We start from the raw sequence: 19,169 nt of genomic DNA on the forward strand, positions 1-19,169 counted from the left end.
GTCCATAAAAAAAGGCTCTCAAATTATTGAGAGCCTTTTTTACCAAATAACGTTTCTATTTTCCATTTTACATTCGCATAAACTTTCATCAAGCCATTAGGAATAATAAAATTCTGTAAAACATCTTTTAAGTGTTTGCTTGAATTGGGTCTTGATAAATACAAGGAAATAAAAGCAAAATAAATACTTTGAAAATATTGATTTCTTATTTTAAAAACATTCGTCAGCAATAAATAATATTCACCAAGAATAGGTTTAATCAGATGCGTATATTTAAAACCTAATTCTTTATCAACATTTGAATACATAAACATCCTATTCTTAATAAAAACCTCATCAAGGTTACTGTCTGTATAACTCATACCTCCTAAATGTCTTCTATAAACGCACATTACTTCTGGTAAATAACCAATATAGCCTTTGCTTGATAAGAGGAGGTAAAGAGGAATATCACCGCTTTTAGATAACAAGAACCAATCTGGAAATTTATCGCCGATTAGATGTCTCCTAAACATTACACTTGCTGTAGCCATAAACCATACTTCCTTTTTAGTCAGTAAGTCTTCAGGATATATTTTGTCTTTTTGGTCAGGCGGATTAATATTCTCATTGGGTCTTCCTGTACCATCCTCATAGGCCATAATGGCATTATGAAAACAAGCTGATGCTTCTGGATTTTGCTCAAGAAAATCATATTCCATTTGAAGTTTATGATTGTTGATTAAATAATCATCACCTTCAATATGGACGATATACCTGCCTTTGCATTGGTAAAAAGTATTGACAAAATTACCTTTGCCAGGGCATTTCTTTGAGCCCTGATTTACTTCATACAAAAGTGGTACGATAATATCTGGGTATTGATTGGCATATTCGATCAGAATGGCTCTAGAAGTATCAGGGGAACAATCTTCGCCAACAACAATTTCAAATTTGAAATTAGTAACTTGATTTACTAGACTATCTAAGCACTCTCTAAGAAAATGTTCGTGATTATAAACAGTAACAAGAATGCTTACCTCAGGTTTGATTACTTCAGACATTATCAGACGCGTTATATGATTAATTAAATTAAAGTAAGTAGTGTAGAAAACAATAACAATTAAAGCGCAGCTTCAGCATAACCAAAACCACTGGCTCCAAATCCGTTTCCGTTATAAAACATTATTTTTTTATCAAGGTGATTCATCACCAAAGGATATTCTATCATTTCAGCATCCCAACCAGTTTCGGATACATCAATCCCCACTTGGTCGTCTAATCTTGTCCAATCCATACCATTATCTGATTCTGCATAGCCAATTCTGTAGCTTCTTGCTACATTGTTTCTATAATCATCAATGGCTCTGTAAGAATACCACATTTTATAGATACCATCTTCTATTAAAACAGATGGTCTAGAAATTCCTCCCTCTACTGCATCTTTATAATCTATGGCAATTTTCCCTTGGCGAACCCAATTGATACCATCTTCAGATTCCGCATATTTAATATTATAACAAGGTTCTAGCTTTCCATCAGGCGCATTATACCAATGTGTACAATTAAGATACCATACTTTAAAAATACCTTTGTCAAATAAGACACAGCAACTGCCATTAAAAAGAGGCTCTGTAGCAATGGTATGAATGACAGGTCCTTCAAATAGCTTGGTGAAGTTTAACCCATCAGTACTTTTGGCAATCCCGATTGAATTATGGTATGGAATCGTATTTCTAACTGTCCAACCGATGTAATAGAGCCACTTTTCGCCATTAGGATGATGCAATAACCACGTAGGCATAATACCACAGTCATCAAATGTACCTGCTGTCCCTAATTCAAGAATGGGCTTATCATGCACATAAATTACTTCTGCTAAGTTTGTAGGATTTAAATCCAGAAAAGATGCAATACACCTTCCTTTTTGGTCGCGTGCAGAATAATAAATTCTTACTTTGTCTTCAAAACTAGTGTCTGCACAAACCACATGAGCATGTGTTTGATTCCAGCCAAATTTGCCATCAGGCTTATATATCAACCCCTTTTTCTCCCAAATCATAGATTAATGTCTTTACTTGAAACTTTTGCTTTTTCTGCTGGATTACCTTTATAAATACTCCATTCATCTGTCTTCTTGCCAGTAAAATTCGTTCCCATCGCTATCAATGTACCTTCTGCTAAATGCACGCCATCTCTAATAGTCGCGTTTACCCCTAAAAAACAATAAGGCTCAACAACACAGCGACCAGAAAGTACGATGTGGGAGGTAAAATAAACATGGTCTTTAATCACACTATGATGACCAATGTGGTTGCCTGACCAAAGTACTACGTCGTTGCCAATCGTTACAAAAGGTTGAATGGTGTTATCTTCTAAAATAAAACAGTTTTCACCGATTTTATCAGTCAATACTGTAGCTTTCGAGCTGATGTATGAAATAAATTCATAGCCTTTATCTTTTGCCTCCTGATATACTTTTGCCCTTACCTGATTCATTTTGCGTTCAGAAAGAGGAGCAAAAAACTTATATTCAGTCGTGGGATAAAGCGTAGTTACCTCCTCAAATGGAACTACTGGAAGTCCACAAAAAGTAGGTTCTTTGATATATGCTTGATTGACTGTAAAAGCAACAATTTCGTGCTCAGAGTCGTGTGTTAAATAATAGTGCGCTAATTCTGCCACTAATTCCGTTCCGAAAACTACTACTTTTGCCATCCTATAAGGTATTTATTAAGTATGAAAACCATTTCTTTTAATATCATCTACACTAACTCAAAGTTATCTAAGAACTCTTTAATCGTTGCTTTTGAATTAAACATCAACACATCAATGATTGAAAGCCAAGGTACAAACTCATTTTTGAACTGTGGGTACACGCATGGCTTACTTTTGATAAAAAACAACTCCATATTACGACTACTGAAAGCAGCTTTATCATATAATTCAAGACCGCCAATCGGATTAATATATGTATTAGCTTTTTCTTGCAAGCAGATATCTATAATCCTTTCCTGTGCCTTTAAATGAGTGTTGACGTATATACTTGAGCTTGATACAATTTCAGTAGTAATATTTAGGTATTCAGCAATAATTGTTAGGTTATTCGTAATTACTGCTGATATATTGCTCTGTTCTGTATTAATCGTTTTTTCAATTAATGGAAGAACATCTGCATAGAAAGGCGCTTTTTTATAGCTTAATTCTATCGTTTTTTGAAACTTATTTTTCCAAGCAACATCCCAATTTACATCAATTGTATTAATCAATTTATTCTGGCTTGCCTCTTTCAATGGAATGGTAAATAAACTATCTTTTCCATTGACTAATATCCTGTTACGATTAATCCAACCCTTGTTGATATAATTAACATCATCATAAAATATAAATTTATCAACAGCATTAATTAATTGAAAATACCCAATGTATGGGAATATATAGGGTTGCATAATGGCAATTTTCATAGTCAGTCATTAAGGATAACTAGCGTAATTTTCGGAGGTAATAATCTTCACCTTTTACGATTACATTAACCATCGTTGTATCTGTCCCCAAGCGAATATCGCCAATTTGGGGTTTAATAACACTTTTAGCAAAAAATAAATAATCAGCTTCTTTCGGAATAGGTCTAAGCCCTTGTTCAAATGGGTTAATAACGATTAACTTTCTAGTTAATTTATCACCCCAAAGCGGATATTCATAATCATCATTTATCGTTGCCAATGCCACAGTGGCATTTTGTGGAACAAGCTTATTGAAATTCTCATAAGCCTTAGTAATGTCGGGACGGGCTTCTGTTAATATTTCCATTCTCGTCATATCAAAAGCCGACTTTCTACCATACGCACTTATTGGTAAACATCTATAGTTTAAAAATGTTGCTAAAAGCCCTGAAACAATACCAATGGCTACCACAAAACCCACATAGGTTTTTAAGAATACATGGTTAGGCTTTTCGATAGAATATTTTCCTGTGAAAAGTAATGTCAAAAAAGGAACGGCAAAAATCGCCGTACTTATCATGTATCTACCTTTCCAAGGGTCATAGGCAGCCGTATATGACAGTGCTATGAAATGTAAAACAAATGCGAGACCCAAATAATAATAAACGGCCTTGTTTCTGATGACACCAATTAATACAAGGATAATCAGTGGAATGATTAACGCAAATCCGAAAATGCCCCAGTAGGGACTCATATTATAAAACTCGAATCGTTTATTATACGTAAAGGGAACAATCGTAAAGTCAGTTTCAGCTTCTAAACGAGTTTTAAGGATATTTCTTTCAAACCACATAATTGGTTTTTTCATCGCTCTGTTCAGCTTTTCTCCTTCATCCCAATTTCGAAAGCCATCTAAATTGATTAAGTCGATACTATATCTGAGGACATTACGAGACCCTTGTTTAATGAGATTTGCCTTTGTTCCTGCTCTGTCAATAGATTGGTGTTTTAAAGCAGTAGGAGGGCCAATCGGGTGATGATATTCCTGAATATTAGGAATGTAACCAGCTGGAAGTGTAAACAATACAAACCCAAGCACAAAAGCTACAAACAGGTGTTTAAAATGAGCAAATGTTATATGAAGGAAATTCCTTTTTTCGTCGTCTTTAAAAATGGTATAAAGCAATATCAAAAACACAGGAGGGAGCGAAAACACAAATGTTATTTTATGTCCTAAAGCTATGCCAAAAGTCAGTCCTGCCAAGTAAATGTATCTTCTTTTCTTCTTTTCATTAAAGCTAAATAGAAAATATACCAGACACCCCAAATAGGAAGCAAGCACTATATCAGACTCAGTTGTAATGGCTTGTTTTAATACATCAGGCAACATCAAAACAACTAAGCCACAAAAAAAACTTGCTGTAAGATTTTTACTAATACTTCTTGCAATACCAAAAACGCTGAATCCTATCATCCAATAAGCAGTATGATGAATGGCTTTGAACCAGTTTTCAACCTTGCCAGACATTAGGTAATTATAGAGTTGGATAGTACAAGCACTTCTAGGGTAAGTGTCTATGTTCCAGTTAGTTCCGCCAAAATGTGCCATCGTTCCATGTTGAAGGTAGTACAACAAACGGTTTAAATGACCAGTCATACTGTCCCATTCATTAGGTGGAGTATAGCAGATTAGGATAAAGTTGGTGATTTCAATAATCGCTAAGGTAATGAAAAGACCGCCGAAAATAAATTTTAAGAATAGTGATAAATTGCCAAACCAATTCCAAACGGCTTGGATTCTGCTACCAATTATTTGAAAAATAGTAAAGTTTTCGTTCCTATCTTTCCCGAAGAAATTGTTGAATTGAATATAGAAAATATAAGCAGGAATAAATACACCAACTGCCCAGAACCTTCTATCATTCATTTTATTGATTTCAGAAAGCGTAAAACCTGTTAGGATAACACTTCCACAGAAAACAACATAAGCAATAATAATAATGTCAATTAATGATTTTTGACAAACTCGTGCCGATACTCTAAATACAAAGCCAATGAAAATGGCAAATATGATAGGATACAAGAAAGTCATATTGTTTATGAAATAGTGTTATTGATTATCGTACTAATTCTTTCAACATCGGTATGTGCTAAATCATAGTAAAGAGGTAATGCCAGAGCTCTAGGAGCAAAGTCATCTGAAATTGGACAATTACTTTGTTCGGTAACAAACTTTAAGGTACTTAAAGAAGGATAGAAGTATCTTCTAGGAATAATGTTTTCAGCTTCAAGCGCTGCTTTCACTTGTAATAATGCTTCTTCCGATTCCAGAAAAATAGGATAGTAAGCATGGTTACTTACTATAGGTACTTTCACGACAGGTTTGACTAATTTATCCCAATTCAATAGTTCGTCGTATAATTCAAAAATCTTTTTCCGGGCTTCTACAATTTCAGTAACCTTTGGCAAAACACATAGCCCCATTGCTGCATGGAATTCAGAGTTTTTACCATTAATGCCAATCGTGTAATAAGTATCACTCTTATGCCCGAAACTTCTATAACTATCAATCAAGTATGCTAAATCATCATTATTTGTAAAAATGGCTCCGCCTTCTGTCGTATGAAAAACTTTAGTAGAGTGAAAGCTACAAGTGCTTATATCTCCAAAATTAAATAAAGACGTTCCATCTACTTTTACCCCAAAAGCATGTGCCGCATCATAAATTAATTTGATGTTGTGCTTTTTGGCAATATCTGCCAATTTTTCTACTTCGCAAGGATTACCATATACGTGAGTAGCCAAAATAGCTTGTGTATTTTCACTAATTAGTGCTTCAACTTTTGAAGGGTCTATACAAAAATCATCAGGAGAAATATCTGCAAAAATAGGCGTACAGTTTTCCCACACGATTGAATGAGAAGTAGCACAATATGAAAAGGGGGTAGTAATTACTTCTTTGGTAACATTCAATACTTTCAGGGCTATTTGTAAGGCAATCGTTCCGTTACTCACATAAAAGCAATGCTTTACACCTAGGTATTCTTTGAGTTTTCTTTCTAATTCCTGAACTAAAGGTCCATTATTAGTTAATTGGTTTCTCTGCCAGATACCTTCTACATATCGCTGGAATTCTTCAATTGGAGGTAAGTATGTTTTTGTAACGTTTATCATTTGTTGATGCTATGCTAGAATAAGTAATAAAAAATAGAATATACTTGGTCCTAAATAACATTTTCTAGTTCAAGTTGAGTAATAGGGAAGTTGATTTTTGGTCGGATATAGCCCGGCCATTTTCCATACCATTCACTACCCTCACGATAATCTTCAATCTCAAAAATCAATACCTCTCCGAAATTATAAATTACACTAGACTTATCTTTGACAGCCATTAATGAAATTGAGTAAGACCCATCATTCATAAAATCAGCAGGAATCTCACATTCTGCATAGATTACTCCTTTTCTTAAGTTCAAAGATGGCGTACCAATGTTGAAAATACATTCACCCGTCAAAGAATTAAGATGGAGGCTAATATTAGTATCAATATCATCGACCATACTCCAAAATTCAATTTGAATTTTGAAAGAAGTCCGTACATCAATATGTTTTAAATTATCGTGATAATCAGGCGTAAGCTTTACTTTCTTTAATCTAATGCTGTCATTGCCAGGGGCTTCGTTAGGATTCGTCCAACTTGATTCTAAGGCTGTTTTTTGTACATGGCTTAGATAAGTGGCTAATACCTGATTGGTTTCGCCCATTTCAAGCAATTTGCCTTTTTGCATGTACATTGACTTATTGCAAAGACCTTGAACAGCCGTAAGGTTATGGCTTACAAAAAGAATAGTTCTACCCGAAGTAGAAGCATCTTTCATTTTGCCTAAACATTTTCGCTGAAATTCAGCATCTCCTACCGCTAATACTTCATCAACGATTAAGATTTCTGGTTCTAAATGGGCAGAGATAGCAAAACCCAACCGTACGTACATCCCAGATGAATATCGTTTTACGGGAGTATCTAAAAACTTTTCAACACCAGCAAAATCAACAATAGCATCAAAATGCTTTTTGATTTCCTGTCGCTTCATTCCTAAAATAGAACCATTTAAGAAAATATTTTCTCGTCCTGATAATTCTGGATGAAACCCTGTTCCAACTTCTAATAAACTGGCTACTCTTCCTTTTATCTTGATTTTCCCTTGTGAAGGCTCAGTAATCCTACTCAAGATTTTAAGCATTGTTGATTTCCCAGCTCCATTAGAGCCAATGATACCAACCCTATCACCTTGATTAATCTGAAAACTAACATCCTTCAAAGCCCAAAATTCTTCATGGCTTATTTGTTCTTCAGTTTTCTTTGAGAATATGTTTTTTAGTTTATCCGTGACTACCTCTCTCAGCGTATCAGCTTTCGCATTACTTTTGATGTGGTCGATAATGTATTTTTTACTTATATTTTCAGCTTCAATTACCGTCATTTTCAAGGGGTTTTTTTACATTATTTTTTCAAGTTAGAATAATGTTAAATGTAATCCACAAAAGAGTTTTCTTTTTTCCGGAAAAAAATAATTGCTAGTGTAGTTGTGATTGTTACAAAAATAATTGTTGGGATAAATGAATTCCATTCAAAATCTTGATAATTTGGAATTAAACACCACCTAAACCCTTCTATGATGCCTGCTAATGGGTTAATCCACTGATAAATGGGATACCAAGGAAAGCTTTTAAGCGAAGCCAGCGGATATGCCACAGGGCAAACAAAAAAGCCGTATTGAACTACTAAAGGAACTATTTGTTGAAAGTCTCTGAATTGTACATTTAACGAAGCGAAAATTACCCCCAAACTAAACGAAGCAAAAAAGGCTAAAAATAAAAAAACTGGTACAAATAAAATATTTATTGTAGGTGGGTATCCTTTATAAATCAGAAAAGGAATCATTACAACAAAGCCAACGATGAAGTCAAGCAAAGGAACAGCTACAGCACTTAACGGCATTAATAACCTAGGGAAATATACTTTAGAAACTAAGTTGGCATTACCAGTAATACTGTTGCTTACTTGTTGGAATGACATCGCAAAGAAGTTCCAAAAAATAACTCCTGTAAAAATAATAATTTGCAAAGGTATTGCAGAATGACTTTCAATTTTAGCTACTTTATCAAAGGCAAAAACGAAAACTAGCACTGTAAGTACGGGTCTGAAAATAGCCCAAGCTACCCCCACAAATGTTTGCTTATACTTTACGGTAATATCTCTAATTGCTAAAATATAAAGTAATTCTCTGAATCTCCATAAGTCTTGCCAATAGTACTTTTCTGACCGTCCTGACTCTATTACTGTTTCGTGCATAATATTTTTAAAATTATTCTTCTGTCTTGTGCGCTATTTTTCCAAATGTTTTTGAAAATACAATATATAAGATTGAGAGAAATAGGCCCAGAACAGTTCCAATAATTGTTCCTTTCGTAATTCTATCTATTTCTTTAGGAAAAGGTAATTCTGCGTCATCTATAATTGTAAATAGCGGAGATTCCTTTACCATCGAAAACTTCATATTGTCTAAGCTTCTTACAGCTTCAAAATACAAACTTTGTAATTGAGAGCTATTGGTAGATAAACGTTGTTGTTGGATTAAGCCTTGCTGAACGATTACTTGTTGGTTTTGGTCAGCAAATCTTGCCGCTGCGCCTTGTGTATAATATAGTTCCTTTCTTAATGAGTCTACACGTCTTTCTACTAAATTAAGTAGATCTTTAGTCTTTTTGGTCTTAGTCTCAATATAAAAATTAGTAATTGTTTTCAAGTAAAGATGAGCCCATTCGTTTGAAAGCGTATCATTCCTAGTGATAACATGCAAGGTCACAAAAGAAGCTTTTTTACTCTCATTTACCATGCTAGTCAAGGGCATCAAGAAGTTCTGAATAGTTCTAAGATAAGCCTTTTCTTTAATCGTACACTTATCAAAAGCATCATGCGTAAACTTGAAAGTTTGAATCGCCTCATCATCATACATTTCAATTTCACGAATTCCACTTTTTTTCAAGACATAATTAGCAAAAATTTCATCTTTACCTTTTATTTTTACTCTTGTAAGTAGTGCTCTATTGTAAAGGTTTTTAGTCCTAATCAACTCGTTAAAGTTCTCGCCAGTAAATAAATTAGAAGAAGGAGCTGCGCCAGTATTTACCCCGAAAGCACTTGCTAAATCAGATAACCCGCCTCCACCTGAACTACTACTATTTTCCATATTAAACAATATAGTCGCAGTATAAACGGGTGGTTTCCTAGTGATTAACTCCCATGCTAGTCCACAAGAAGCACCGACGATGGTAGAGATAAGTATTACCTTCCAGTTTTGTACTATCAGTTTTTTTAGCTTTACTACTTTTAAAGCAATGTCTTCCAGAGAAAACTGATCTTCAGGTAATGTGGTATGTTGTTTTGCTGACATTTTAAATCCTAAATTATAATATTACTTGAAAGCTCTGATAAGTGCAAAAACAGTCCCTAGACTTGTTAAACCTATTGATATTGTTTGAATCGTTTGTAATACCTGTTGCGTAGCACCTTGTCTGATATTCAAACTTGGAACGATGATTTCTGAACCCGGATAAACTTTAGGATATATGTTAATTATTCCCAAGAATTTTCTTGTTCTATCAACTGAGCCATTAGCATAGATGATATAAGAACGCTTGCGTGATGATAATTCTGTAAAACCACCTGCTTCAGAGATATAGTGTTTAAATGGCAAGCCATCAATATATCTCGTTGAAGTAGGATACAATACTTCGCCTTGCATTCTTACAGTTTGTGGCTCTTTAGGAATTTTAATGATATCGCCATCTTGCAATAACATATTCGCTGGAGAATCTGGTTTGTCTAAGGCCTCTACTAAATCAATGCCTACTGATTCAGAAGTTTCTTCTTTAACAGCTTTTACTTTTACAGAGGCCTCTTGCGTATTGTCTGAAAGTTCGCTAAACTGTTCGCTTTTTCTGTCAGCTTCTTGCTTACTTATTTTAAATTTACGCACTAACGTAGCTCCTTTTGGATACGCTTGAGCATTTAATCCTCCCGCTCTAGCGATTACATCCGAAATACGTTCATTTTTTCTTTCTAGTCCATATACACCTGGAAATGTAATCTGTCCTTCAATAGAAATAAACTGTTGTTTTTCGTAGTTTGGAGACGAACGAACAAACACTTCATCAAATGGCTCTAAGATAAATTTAGAAGCATTTGGGTCAAGTGACAAATTGTTATTGATAGAAAAATTAAAGCGTTCTCCAATCGTTGAATTGATTTGCGCTGGGTCGTCCTTACCAATATTTTTCTTTCTTCTGATTACTTCAATTCTACCTGTAGCAGCCGATTCTTTTAAACCACCCGCCTTTTCAATTAAATCCTCTACAGTCATATTGTAGATAAATGGAAAAGTGCCAATAGGAGAGTCGTTATTAGGGCTTTCGCTTGGTGTTTCTGAAACCCCGGTAGAGCCTTTATCTGTAGCACTCGTTAAAGGTGCTGTGTCTTTCAAATTAATTTCTCCCTGAATTCTGACAGTATATTTTTCCATTAATTCAACTACTGAATAAATAGTCACAATATCTTCACGACGAAGGGCTATATCAGGAATTTTACCCGAGGTAAGGTCGTTGTAATTAATAGAAATATTTTCTTTGGTTAAATCATCACGAAGTCTGGTAATAGTTATTCTTCCAAGAAAAGCATCTTCTCTGAAACCTTCTCCTCGCTTGATTAACTTTGTTAAAGTTGGGCTATCATTAACCGAAAACTTTCCAGGTCTGAACACTGCACCTTCTAACGTTACAGCATTTTCAATTCTGTTCGTTAAAACTTTTTCGACAGTAATAATATCGCCTGGTTTTGGATAAAACGATGAAATTAAATCATTGCTTAAATCGATTAATTTACTTTCCTTTTCAGTAATACGCTGAACTTTCAAGAGACCTTTATAAGCCATCGCTGTAAAGCCACTGCCATATTCATTGATGATTCTTTCTAAGTTTTCGTTTGGTAAAACCTCAAAGACAGCAGGCTTTTTTACTTCTCCTATAATCTCAACTCTTGATTTATAAGCACCTACTTGGATAAGGTCTTGGTCTTGTAGACCAACGTTTTGGCGTAAATTTCCTGTTGTCAACAAGTCATATAAATCTACTTGTGCAATCAGTTTTTTATCTCTTATTACTTTAATCTCACGGAATGTACCATTTTCGTTAGGTCCACCAGCTAAGTAAAGCGCATTCATTACCCTTGATAGAGAAGAAATAGAGTAGGTTCCTGGGGCTACTACGTTTCCTAATACCGAAACCCTGATAGTTTTGATGCTACCAAGTGATACTGTGGCAGTAGTATTGGCAGGAGTACCACCATAAGGCTTAAGGCCAATATAAATTTTTGATAATCTATCAACAATTCTTCTCTTAGCTTCTTCGATGGTAATACCACTTACAAAAACATTCCCCACTTTCGCGATTTTGATATATCCATCTGGCGTAACTGGAAGTGTATAATGCTCTTCAGAATATCCATTAATGTCAATCACTAATTCATCACCAGCCCCTAATATGTAATTTTTAGGCGTTGGAATATTAAGTGAACTTTCAAAAGTAATGTTTGGATTATTGAAAATATCGATACCAAATATTTTTTTGCGATAGGCAGCACTCGCAGAATCTGCACTTGATAAAGCTTTCTCTGCTGATTTTGCCTTTAAACTATCACTTGATACTTTATTGCTACCTGCTGAGTTTACCTTTCTCGGGTCTGCGTTTGGCAATTTTGTTGCCGATGTTTGAATTTTAGCACCCTGCATAGGTAACGCTAAATTTTGAAGATCTCCGAGGTTAAAGGTTTGACCATTACTACGATTTGATAGAAAGGAGAGACATAGAAAAAGAATAGAAACGATAAATTTACTAATGTGTGAAGAAATAAATCGTACGCCTACCTGATTTGGGCAATCGTTTGCTTGCATGATTTTAAACATATAAATTGTTGCCTGTGGGTTTAAAAGGATTCTTTATGCTATCAATTTAATCTTATTGACAATGTTTGATAATTCTAAACAAAATGCAAAGTAAAACAACTTTTAGTAATTTCTAACGCCCTCCGTCAATATTAATTATGTGTCATAAGATTAAATTACGCTAATTTTATAAATTCTTAATGTTTTTGTAGCTTTGTTTCTCTGATATACGGAATAGTGAAAACATACAATTTTGTATTGAATCATTTTTGTAGTAATTATTAGTTTTTAATTGTTGTTGGATAGTGTTTATGTTGAAATAAATGCTATAGTAGTACTAAATCCTTGCTTGAATATGTCAACAAACCCTACTTCAGTACAATATACAGAAGATAATATTCGCTCTCTTGACTGGAAAGAGCATATTCGCCTTCGTCCAGGTATGTATATCGGGAAATTAGGAGACGGTTCTTCTATTGATGATGGTATTTATGTCTTAGTGAAAGAAATCATGGATAACTCTATCGATGAGCACATGATGGGAAACGGAAAAACCATTGAGATTAAAATCAGCGACCATCGGGTAGAAGTTCGAGATTACGGTCGTGGTATTCCGCTTGGCAAAGTGATAGATTGTGTCTCTAAGATTAATACAGGAGGTAAATACGATTCTGGTGCATTCCAAAAATCAGTAGGGTTAAATGGTGTTGGTACGAAAGCGACCAATGCACTTTCGTCGTATTTCAAAGTACAATCTTTCCGTGAGGGTAAAACCAAATGGGCTGAATTTAAACAAGGTGAATTAATCGCTGAATCGCCAGACGGAGCAGAATCTAATGCCAGAAATGGTACATTAGTGATGTTTGAGCCTGATAATACTATTTTCAAAAATTATCATTACATCCCTCAATATTTAGAAAATCTTATTTGGAATTATGCATATTTGAACGCTGGATTGACAATCAATTTCAACGGTCAGAAGTATTATTCACAAAATGGATTATTTGATTTGTTGAGTAAATATTCTGCCGAAGAAGAGCGCAGATACCCAATCATTCATTTGAAAGGTAATGATATTGAAGTAGCACTTACGCATGGAAATCAGTATGGCGAAGAATATTATTCTTTTGTAAACGGACAAAATACTACCCAAGGAGGTACGCACTTACAAGCTTTTCGTGAAGCCATCGTTCGAGCAGTTCGTGAGTTTTACAAAAAGGATTATGCTCCAGAGGATATTCGGGCTAGTATCGTGGGTGCAATTGCCATTCGTGTACAAGAACCTGTTTTTGAGTCGCAAACTAAAACGAAGTTAGGTTCAAACAATATGTCGCCTGATGCTAGTTCACAGTCTGTAAGAAGTTTTATTGGAGATTTTATCAAAACTAACCTTGATAATTACCTGCATAAAAATCCTACAACTGCTGATGCTATCAAGAAAAGAATTGAGCAGTCGGAACGTGAGCGTAAAGACATGGCAGGCATTAAAAAGCTAGCCAATGAACGTGCTAAAAAGGCTAACTTACACAATAAAAAGTTAAGAGATTGTAGAGTACACCTGACAGATGAAAAAGCAGATAACAGATATGAATCGATGCTTTTTATTACCGAAGGAGATTCTGCCAGTGGTTCAATCACTAAATCCAGGAATGTGCAAAGCCAAGCAGTGTTTAGTTTAAGAGGTAAACCGTTGAATTGCTTTGGCTTAACCAAGAAAATAGTGTATGAAAATGAAGAGTTTAACTTGCTTCAACATGCGCTAAATATTGAAGAAGGATTGGAAGGACTTCGTTATCATAAAATTATTATCGCAACCGATGCCGATGTGGATGGTATGCACATTCGTCTGTTAATGATGACTTTCTTCTTACAATTCTTCCCAGATTTAGTAAGAAACGGGCATTTGTATATTTTGGAAACGCCTTTGTTTAGAGTAAGAAATAAAAAAGAAACGATTTACTGTTATTCAGATGAAGAACGTTTGAATGCTATCGAAAAGCTAAGCCCAAAACCAGAAATTACTCGTTTTAAAGGGTTAGGTGAGATTTCACCAGAGGAATTTGGGAAATTTATCAACGATGATATTCGATTAGAACCAGTGATTTTGACAAAAGATACAACGATACCTAAGATTCTGACTTATTTCATGGGCAAAAACACCCCAGACCGTCAGAAGTTTATCATTGAAAATCTAATCATAGAAAAAGACCCTGCCGAATTAGCGGCATAAATTCAGCGAAGTTCGCTCTAATAAAAGTTAAAATGTCTCTCGAAGAATTAAGAAATCAAATTGACTCGCTTGACAACCAAATGCTTGAAATTCTCAACAAGCGGATGGATGTTGTGAAACAAGTCGGTGAGTTAAAAAAACAAACTCAAACAGTTATTTATCGTCCAGAACGGGAAAAACAAATCGTTGATCGACTTGTGGCTGCTAATAATGGATTATTGAATAGAGCGGCGATTGAAGCCATTTATTTAGAGATTTTTGCTGTTTCTCGTAATTTAGAATTGCCCGAAAGAATTGCGTATCTAGGTCCTGAAGGAAGTTTTACACATCAAGCAGCCGAAAGTAGATTCGGCGCCATGAGCGATTATTTAGCTTTGCCCAATATTCGTTCTGTGTTTGAAAGCATTGATACAGGTCGCGCACGCTTTGGGGTAGTACCTATCGAAAATAATTTAGAAGGAATTGTTAAAGAGACGATAGATTTACTCAATGAAACAGACTTGAAAATTGTTTCAGAAGTAATCATTTCAGTACATTTTACCTTTGCGACAAAAGCTGAAAAACTATCAGATATTAAGAGAATCTATTCAAAAGACATCGCTTTTGGTCAATGCGAAAAATTCTTGAATGATTATTTTGGTGGAAAAGAAGATGATTTTTTTGTACAAGTAGATTCGACCTCAAAAGCAGCAAAATTGGCTGCTTCGGAAACAGATTCTGCGGCAATATGCTCGCACATCGCGGCTAAGTTGTTTGATGTCCCAATTCTATTTGATAATATTCAAGATTCAGCCCAGAACCGTACGCGTTTCTTTATCATTGGTAAAGATTTTATCAATCAAAAAAGCGGGAATGACAAAACAACGATTATTGCAAAATTACCAGAAGATGGTAAGCCCGGTACGTTGGTTAGATTTTTGCAAGAATTTGAAAGTCAGGGAATTAACCTATTGAAAATAGAAAGTCGTCCTGTAAAAGAAGGTGAGCAATTCAATTTCTGGTTTTTGATGGAATTTGATGGTTATTTCTTAGATGAAAGCGTGCAAACGATTATGTCTAAGCATGCTTCCGAAATAAAATGGTTAGGTAGCTATGTTAAAACCCAGTAAAGTAATATAGAACATGAGTCATCCCGAATTTTAAAATCACAGAAAAGCGGTCGAAAACTAATTTCGACCGCTTTTTTGATTTACGGATACAGATTATAGTTCCGTTAGGAACACTATATCGGCGGCCGTCGTTGCGGTAGAAGAAGCATCGTATTAACTCCTCCAAGCCCCATCGGGGCGAAATATTTCGCCCCGATGGGGCTTGGAGGGAATGTTATTTACAATAAGGCTACCGATATTTCGCCTCTATGAGGCTATTTTAATTAGAAATACATAAAAAATAAACACCTGAATAACATAAAATAGAAAGGACTAATGCTAAAGATACTGGATATAATTTTGTGGTCTTGGGGCGTTATGTTATTTTTGAACTTTGGAAATAACAATTAATTCAAAATAAATGGCTTTATTACAAGACAAGGTGGTGTTAGTAACGGGTGCTTCAAGAGGCATCGGCCGTGCAATTGCCTTTAAAATGGCTCAAGAAGGAGCAAGTGTTGCTTTTACTTATCTTTCATCTGTAGAAAAAGGACAGGCTTTAGAAGCAGAGTTGTCTGCTTTAGGAATAAAAGCAATTGGCTATCGTTCAGATGCTTCTGACTATAAGCAAGCAGAAGAATTGATGAATTCAGTTGTTGCTGATTTTGGTAAAATAGATGTATTGATCAACAATGCAGGTATTACCAAAGACGGCTTATTAATGAGAATGACTGAAGAACAATGGGATTCGGTTATCCAAGTAAACTTGAAATCTGTTTTTAATTTGACAAAAGCAGCTACCAAGCCAATGATGAAAGCCAAAGCTGGTTCTATCATCAACCTTACCTCTGTAGTAGGTATTCGTGGGAATGCTGGTCAAGCAAATTATGCGGCCTCTAAAGCAGGTATTATTGGCTTTACTAAGTCAGTTGCTTTAGAATTAGGCTCTAGAAATATCCGTTCAAACGCAGTTGCTCCGGGTTTTATTGAAACTGAAATGACAGGAGAATTGAATGCTGCGGCTACCGAAGAATGGAAAAAATCAATTCCATTGAAACGTGGCGGACAGCCAGAAGAAGTAGCAGATGCTTGTGTTTTCCTTGCGTCAGATATGTCTCGTTACATCACTGGTCAAGTATTACAAGTAGATGGCGGAATGCTTACATAGAGCATTTAGTGATTGAGTGAGTTGTGATTGAGTGATTTTATTTAGTTGTGAGTTATTGATTTTAAAGTTCTATTTCAATCACTAATTCACAATTCACTCAATCACTAAATAATTTTGATAAGAGATAACAAACAAAGCCCATGATGAAATTCGATTTTCTCTTTCAATCTTCTCCTTGGTTTATTCCACTCTGTTTTTTATTGGCTGGTGTATACGCCTTTGTGTTGTATCAAAAAAATACAAATTGGACAAAACGCCAAAATTACATAATGGCCGCTTTCAGATTTTTGGCTGTCAGTATTTTAAGTATGCTTTTATTAAGTTTTTTGATAAGACAAATAAGCCAGAATATTCAAAAGAAAACAGTGGTTTTTGCCATAGATAATTCACAGTCGATGAATGTAGTAGGGCAAAAAGTATTAGAAGAGCTAAAGAAGAATCTGAATGAAATTAAAGAAAGCCTTCTTGAAAAAGACTATGAAGTAGCCTTCGTAAGCTTTAATGAAGAGAATACTCAAGACCTAGAAAAACTTCAATTCAACCAAAAAACATCCAACCTTTCAAATTTACTTTCAGGCATCAAAAACACGTTTGAAGACCAAAATTTAACTGATGTCGTCCTAGTGTCAGATGGAATTGTTAACGAAGGTATTTCTCCCGCTTCCGAATCTTTCAAATTTCCCGTACATACCATTGGCTTAGGAGATACCATTCCTAAAAAGGACATTGCCGTTAAAACGGTTTATGCCAATAAAATAGCGTATTTGGGCAACAAGTTTCCTGTGCAAACAGATATTACCGCTTTTGGATTTGAAGGAAAAACTGCCAATGTATATTTAAAACAAGGAGGGAAGGTATTAGAAAAACAGACAGTAGTTTTTAATCAAAAAGACGATTTGAAAACATTGACCTTCAATACTACCGCCACTCAGGTAGGGGTACAGCACTTAACAGTTGAGGTAGATTTACTGTCAGGAGAGTTTTCAAATAGAAATAATCGTCAGGAAGTTTATATAGAAGTAATTAATGGAAAAGAAAAAATATTACTCTTGGCATTGGCTCCGCACCCTGATGTAAAGGCATTAAAAAGCATCATTGAGAAAAATGAAAATTATGAATTAGATATAAAGATTCTGACAGAAAATGCCAGTCCAGAGATTAACAAAACTTACGACTTACTGATTTTACATCAATTGCCTGATGGTTACAATACATACTCTAATGTCTTCAAACCATTATTAGACAAAGGAATCCCTGCTTTTTTTGTGTTGGGGAATCAATCAGGGATGAATTTTTTAAACCAACTGAATCAGGTAATGCAAATAAATGCTGGTTTAGGAGAAAGCGATAAAGTAACAGGTATTTTTAATAAGAATTTCAAGGTATTGAATTTTGATACCGAACAAATGGATATTATTTCAAAGTTCCCTCAACTTTCGGTTCCTTTTGGCGATTTTACGTTGCTTCCTAATACAGAAGTATTATTGTATCAGAAAGTTGGTACTGTTCAAACTCAGAAACCACTTTTGGCTATGAATATGGGGGCTAAAAAATCTGCTATTTTTACAGGGGAAGGACTTTGGACATGGCGATTAGAAGAATTTCAATTGACAGAAAAACATGTAGTAGTGGATGATTTTATCACCAAGGTTTTACAATATCTTTCTGCCAAAGATGATAAAAGAAAATTAAGAGTTTATCCATTAAAAACGCCTTTATCTTTAGGAGAAAAAGTAGTGTTTGAGACCGAAATATATAACGGTATCTACGAAAAACTATACAATCAGCCAATCAAGCTTACGATAAAAGACGAAAAAGGGTTTACTCGAAACTATACATATTCGACTACAGCCGACAATACAAAATTTGAAATTAGTGGATTACCTGTTGGTGTGTATCGCTTTAATGCTACTTCTACAGTACTTGGTAAAGTAGAACAAGCCACAGGTGAATTTGTCATTCAAGATTTACAAATTGAAAATGTTAACCTTACCGCTGATTTTGATGTGCTAAGGCAATTATCTAATAAAACAGGAGGGAAGTTTTTTAATAAAAATGAATTTGAAAAACTGAAACAGACAATACTAAGTCACCAAGTGCCTGATAAAATAGAAGCTACTGAAGATTTAAAAGAAATGATAAACCTTCGCTGGATTTTCTTCTTGATTCTTACACTGCTCACAGCCGAATGGGTGATGAGGAAATACTTGGGAGGATATTAAATTTATCATAAATTCAGTCTATAGCAGGCTGAATTTATTT

14 protein-coding genes are annotated in these 19,169 nt (G+C 34.9%); 4 read left to right on the top strand and 10 right to left on the bottom strand.

What is annotated here, in order from left to right; translation table 11 throughout:
* Nucleotides 1-23: 23 nt before the first annotated feature.
* Genes AC1RNE_RS00715 through AC1RNE_RS00760 form a run of 10 tightly spaced genes read right to left on the bottom strand, consistent with a single transcriptional unit; the run spans nt 24 to nt 12,430 of the window.
* Nucleotides 24-1,043, bottom strand: a complete 1,020-nt coding sequence (locus AC1RNE_RS00715; RefSeq protein WP_492799145.1) for a glycosyltransferase family 2 protein — start codon at nt 1,041-1,043, stop codon at nt 24-26.
* A 59-nt stretch (nt 1,044-1,102) separates the two neighbouring features.
* Entirely contained in the window at nt 1,103-2,041 is a 939-nt protein-coding gene (locus tag AC1RNE_RS00720) for a glycoside hydrolase family protein (protein ID WP_492799146.1), read from the bottom strand.
* Nucleotides 2,038-2,697: an acetyltransferase gene (locus AC1RNE_RS00725; protein ID WP_323246810.1), complete on the bottom strand. Its 660-nt coding sequence runs from the start codon at nt 2,695-2,697 to the stop codon at nt 2,038-2,040. The genes AC1RNE_RS00720 and AC1RNE_RS00725 overlap by 4 nt, the downstream gene beginning before the upstream one ends.
* A 47-nt stretch (nt 2,698-2,744) precedes the next feature.
* The gene (locus tag AC1RNE_RS00730; RefSeq protein WP_492799147.1) at nt 2,745-3,443 is read right to left on the bottom strand and encodes a WbqC family protein; all 699 of its coding nucleotides are present in this window, start codon (nt 3,441-3,443) and stop codon (nt 2,745-2,747) included.
* Between the two features lie 19 nt (nt 3,444-3,462).
* Nucleotides 3,463-5,514 carry a glycosyltransferase family 39 protein gene (locus AC1RNE_RS00735; RefSeq protein WP_492799148.1) on the bottom strand — a complete coding sequence of 684 codons (2,052 nt, stop codon included), beginning with the start codon at nt 5,512-5,514 and terminating at the stop codon, nt 3,463-3,465.
* Between the two features lie 5 nt (nt 5,515-5,519).
* A complete protein-coding gene (locus AC1RNE_RS00740; protein WP_492799149.1) occupies nt 5,520-6,596 on the bottom strand; it encodes a DegT/DnrJ/EryC1/StrS family aminotransferase in 1,077 nt (358 codons plus the stop codon).
* A gap of 50 nt (nt 6,597-6,646) precedes the next feature.
* Nucleotides 6,647-7,903, bottom strand: coding sequence for an ABC transporter ATP-binding protein (locus AC1RNE_RS00745; protein ID WP_492799150.1), 1,257 nt, complete (start codon nt 7,901-7,903; stop codon nt 6,647-6,649).
* A 44-nt stretch (nt 7,904-7,947) separates the two neighbouring features.
* Nucleotides 7,948-8,775, bottom strand: coding sequence for an ABC transporter permease (locus AC1RNE_RS00750; protein ID WP_492799151.1), 828 nt, complete (start codon nt 8,773-8,775; stop codon nt 7,948-7,950).
* A 13-nt stretch (nt 8,776-8,788) separates the two neighbouring features.
* Nucleotides 8,789-9,877 carry a hypothetical protein gene (locus tag AC1RNE_RS00755; protein WP_492799152.1) on the bottom strand — a complete coding sequence of 363 codons (1,089 nt, stop codon included), beginning with the start codon at nt 9,875-9,877 and terminating at the stop codon, nt 8,789-8,791.
* Nucleotides 9,878-9,898: 21 nt separating this feature from the next.
* Nucleotides 9,899-12,430, bottom strand: a complete 2,532-nt coding sequence (locus tag AC1RNE_RS00760) for a polysaccharide biosynthesis/export family protein (RefSeq protein ID WP_492799153.1) — start codon at nt 12,428-12,430, stop codon at nt 9,899-9,901.
* A gap of 346 nt (nt 12,431-12,776) precedes the next feature.
* On the opposite strand from AC1RNE_RS00760, the gene AC1RNE_RS00765 reads away from it, so the two are divergent.
* The 4 genes from AC1RNE_RS00765 (at nt 12,777) to AC1RNE_RS00780 (ending at nt 19,129) form a co-directional block, all read left to right on the top strand.
* Nucleotides 12,777-14,651: a DNA topoisomerase IV subunit B gene (locus AC1RNE_RS00765; RefSeq protein WP_492799154.1), complete on the top strand. Its 1,875-nt coding sequence runs from the start codon at nt 12,777-12,779 to the stop codon at nt 14,649-14,651.
* A gap of 32 nt (nt 14,652-14,683) precedes the next feature.
* Nucleotides 14,684-15,760 carry a prephenate dehydratase gene (pheA, locus tag AC1RNE_RS00770; protein WP_309919743.1) on the top strand — a complete coding sequence of 359 codons (1,077 nt, stop codon included), beginning with the start codon at nt 14,684-14,686 and terminating at the stop codon, nt 15,758-15,760.
* Between the two features lie 400 nt (nt 15,761-16,160).
* Nucleotides 16,161-16,907, top strand: a complete 747-nt coding sequence (fabG, locus tag AC1RNE_RS00775) for a 3-oxoacyl-[acyl-carrier-protein] reductase (protein WP_492799155.1) — start codon at nt 16,161-16,163, stop codon at nt 16,905-16,907.
* Nucleotides 16,908-17,047: 140 nt separating this feature from the next.
* Nucleotides 17,048-19,129, top strand: a complete 2,082-nt coding sequence (locus AC1RNE_RS00780) for a vWA domain-containing protein (protein ID WP_492799156.1) — start codon at nt 17,048-17,050, stop codon at nt 19,127-19,129.
* The last annotated feature ends 40 nt before the right edge of the window (nt 19,130-19,169 follow it).

The sequence above is a fragment of the Arcicella sp. GW822-FHT02H01 genome, from assembly GCF_058802005.1.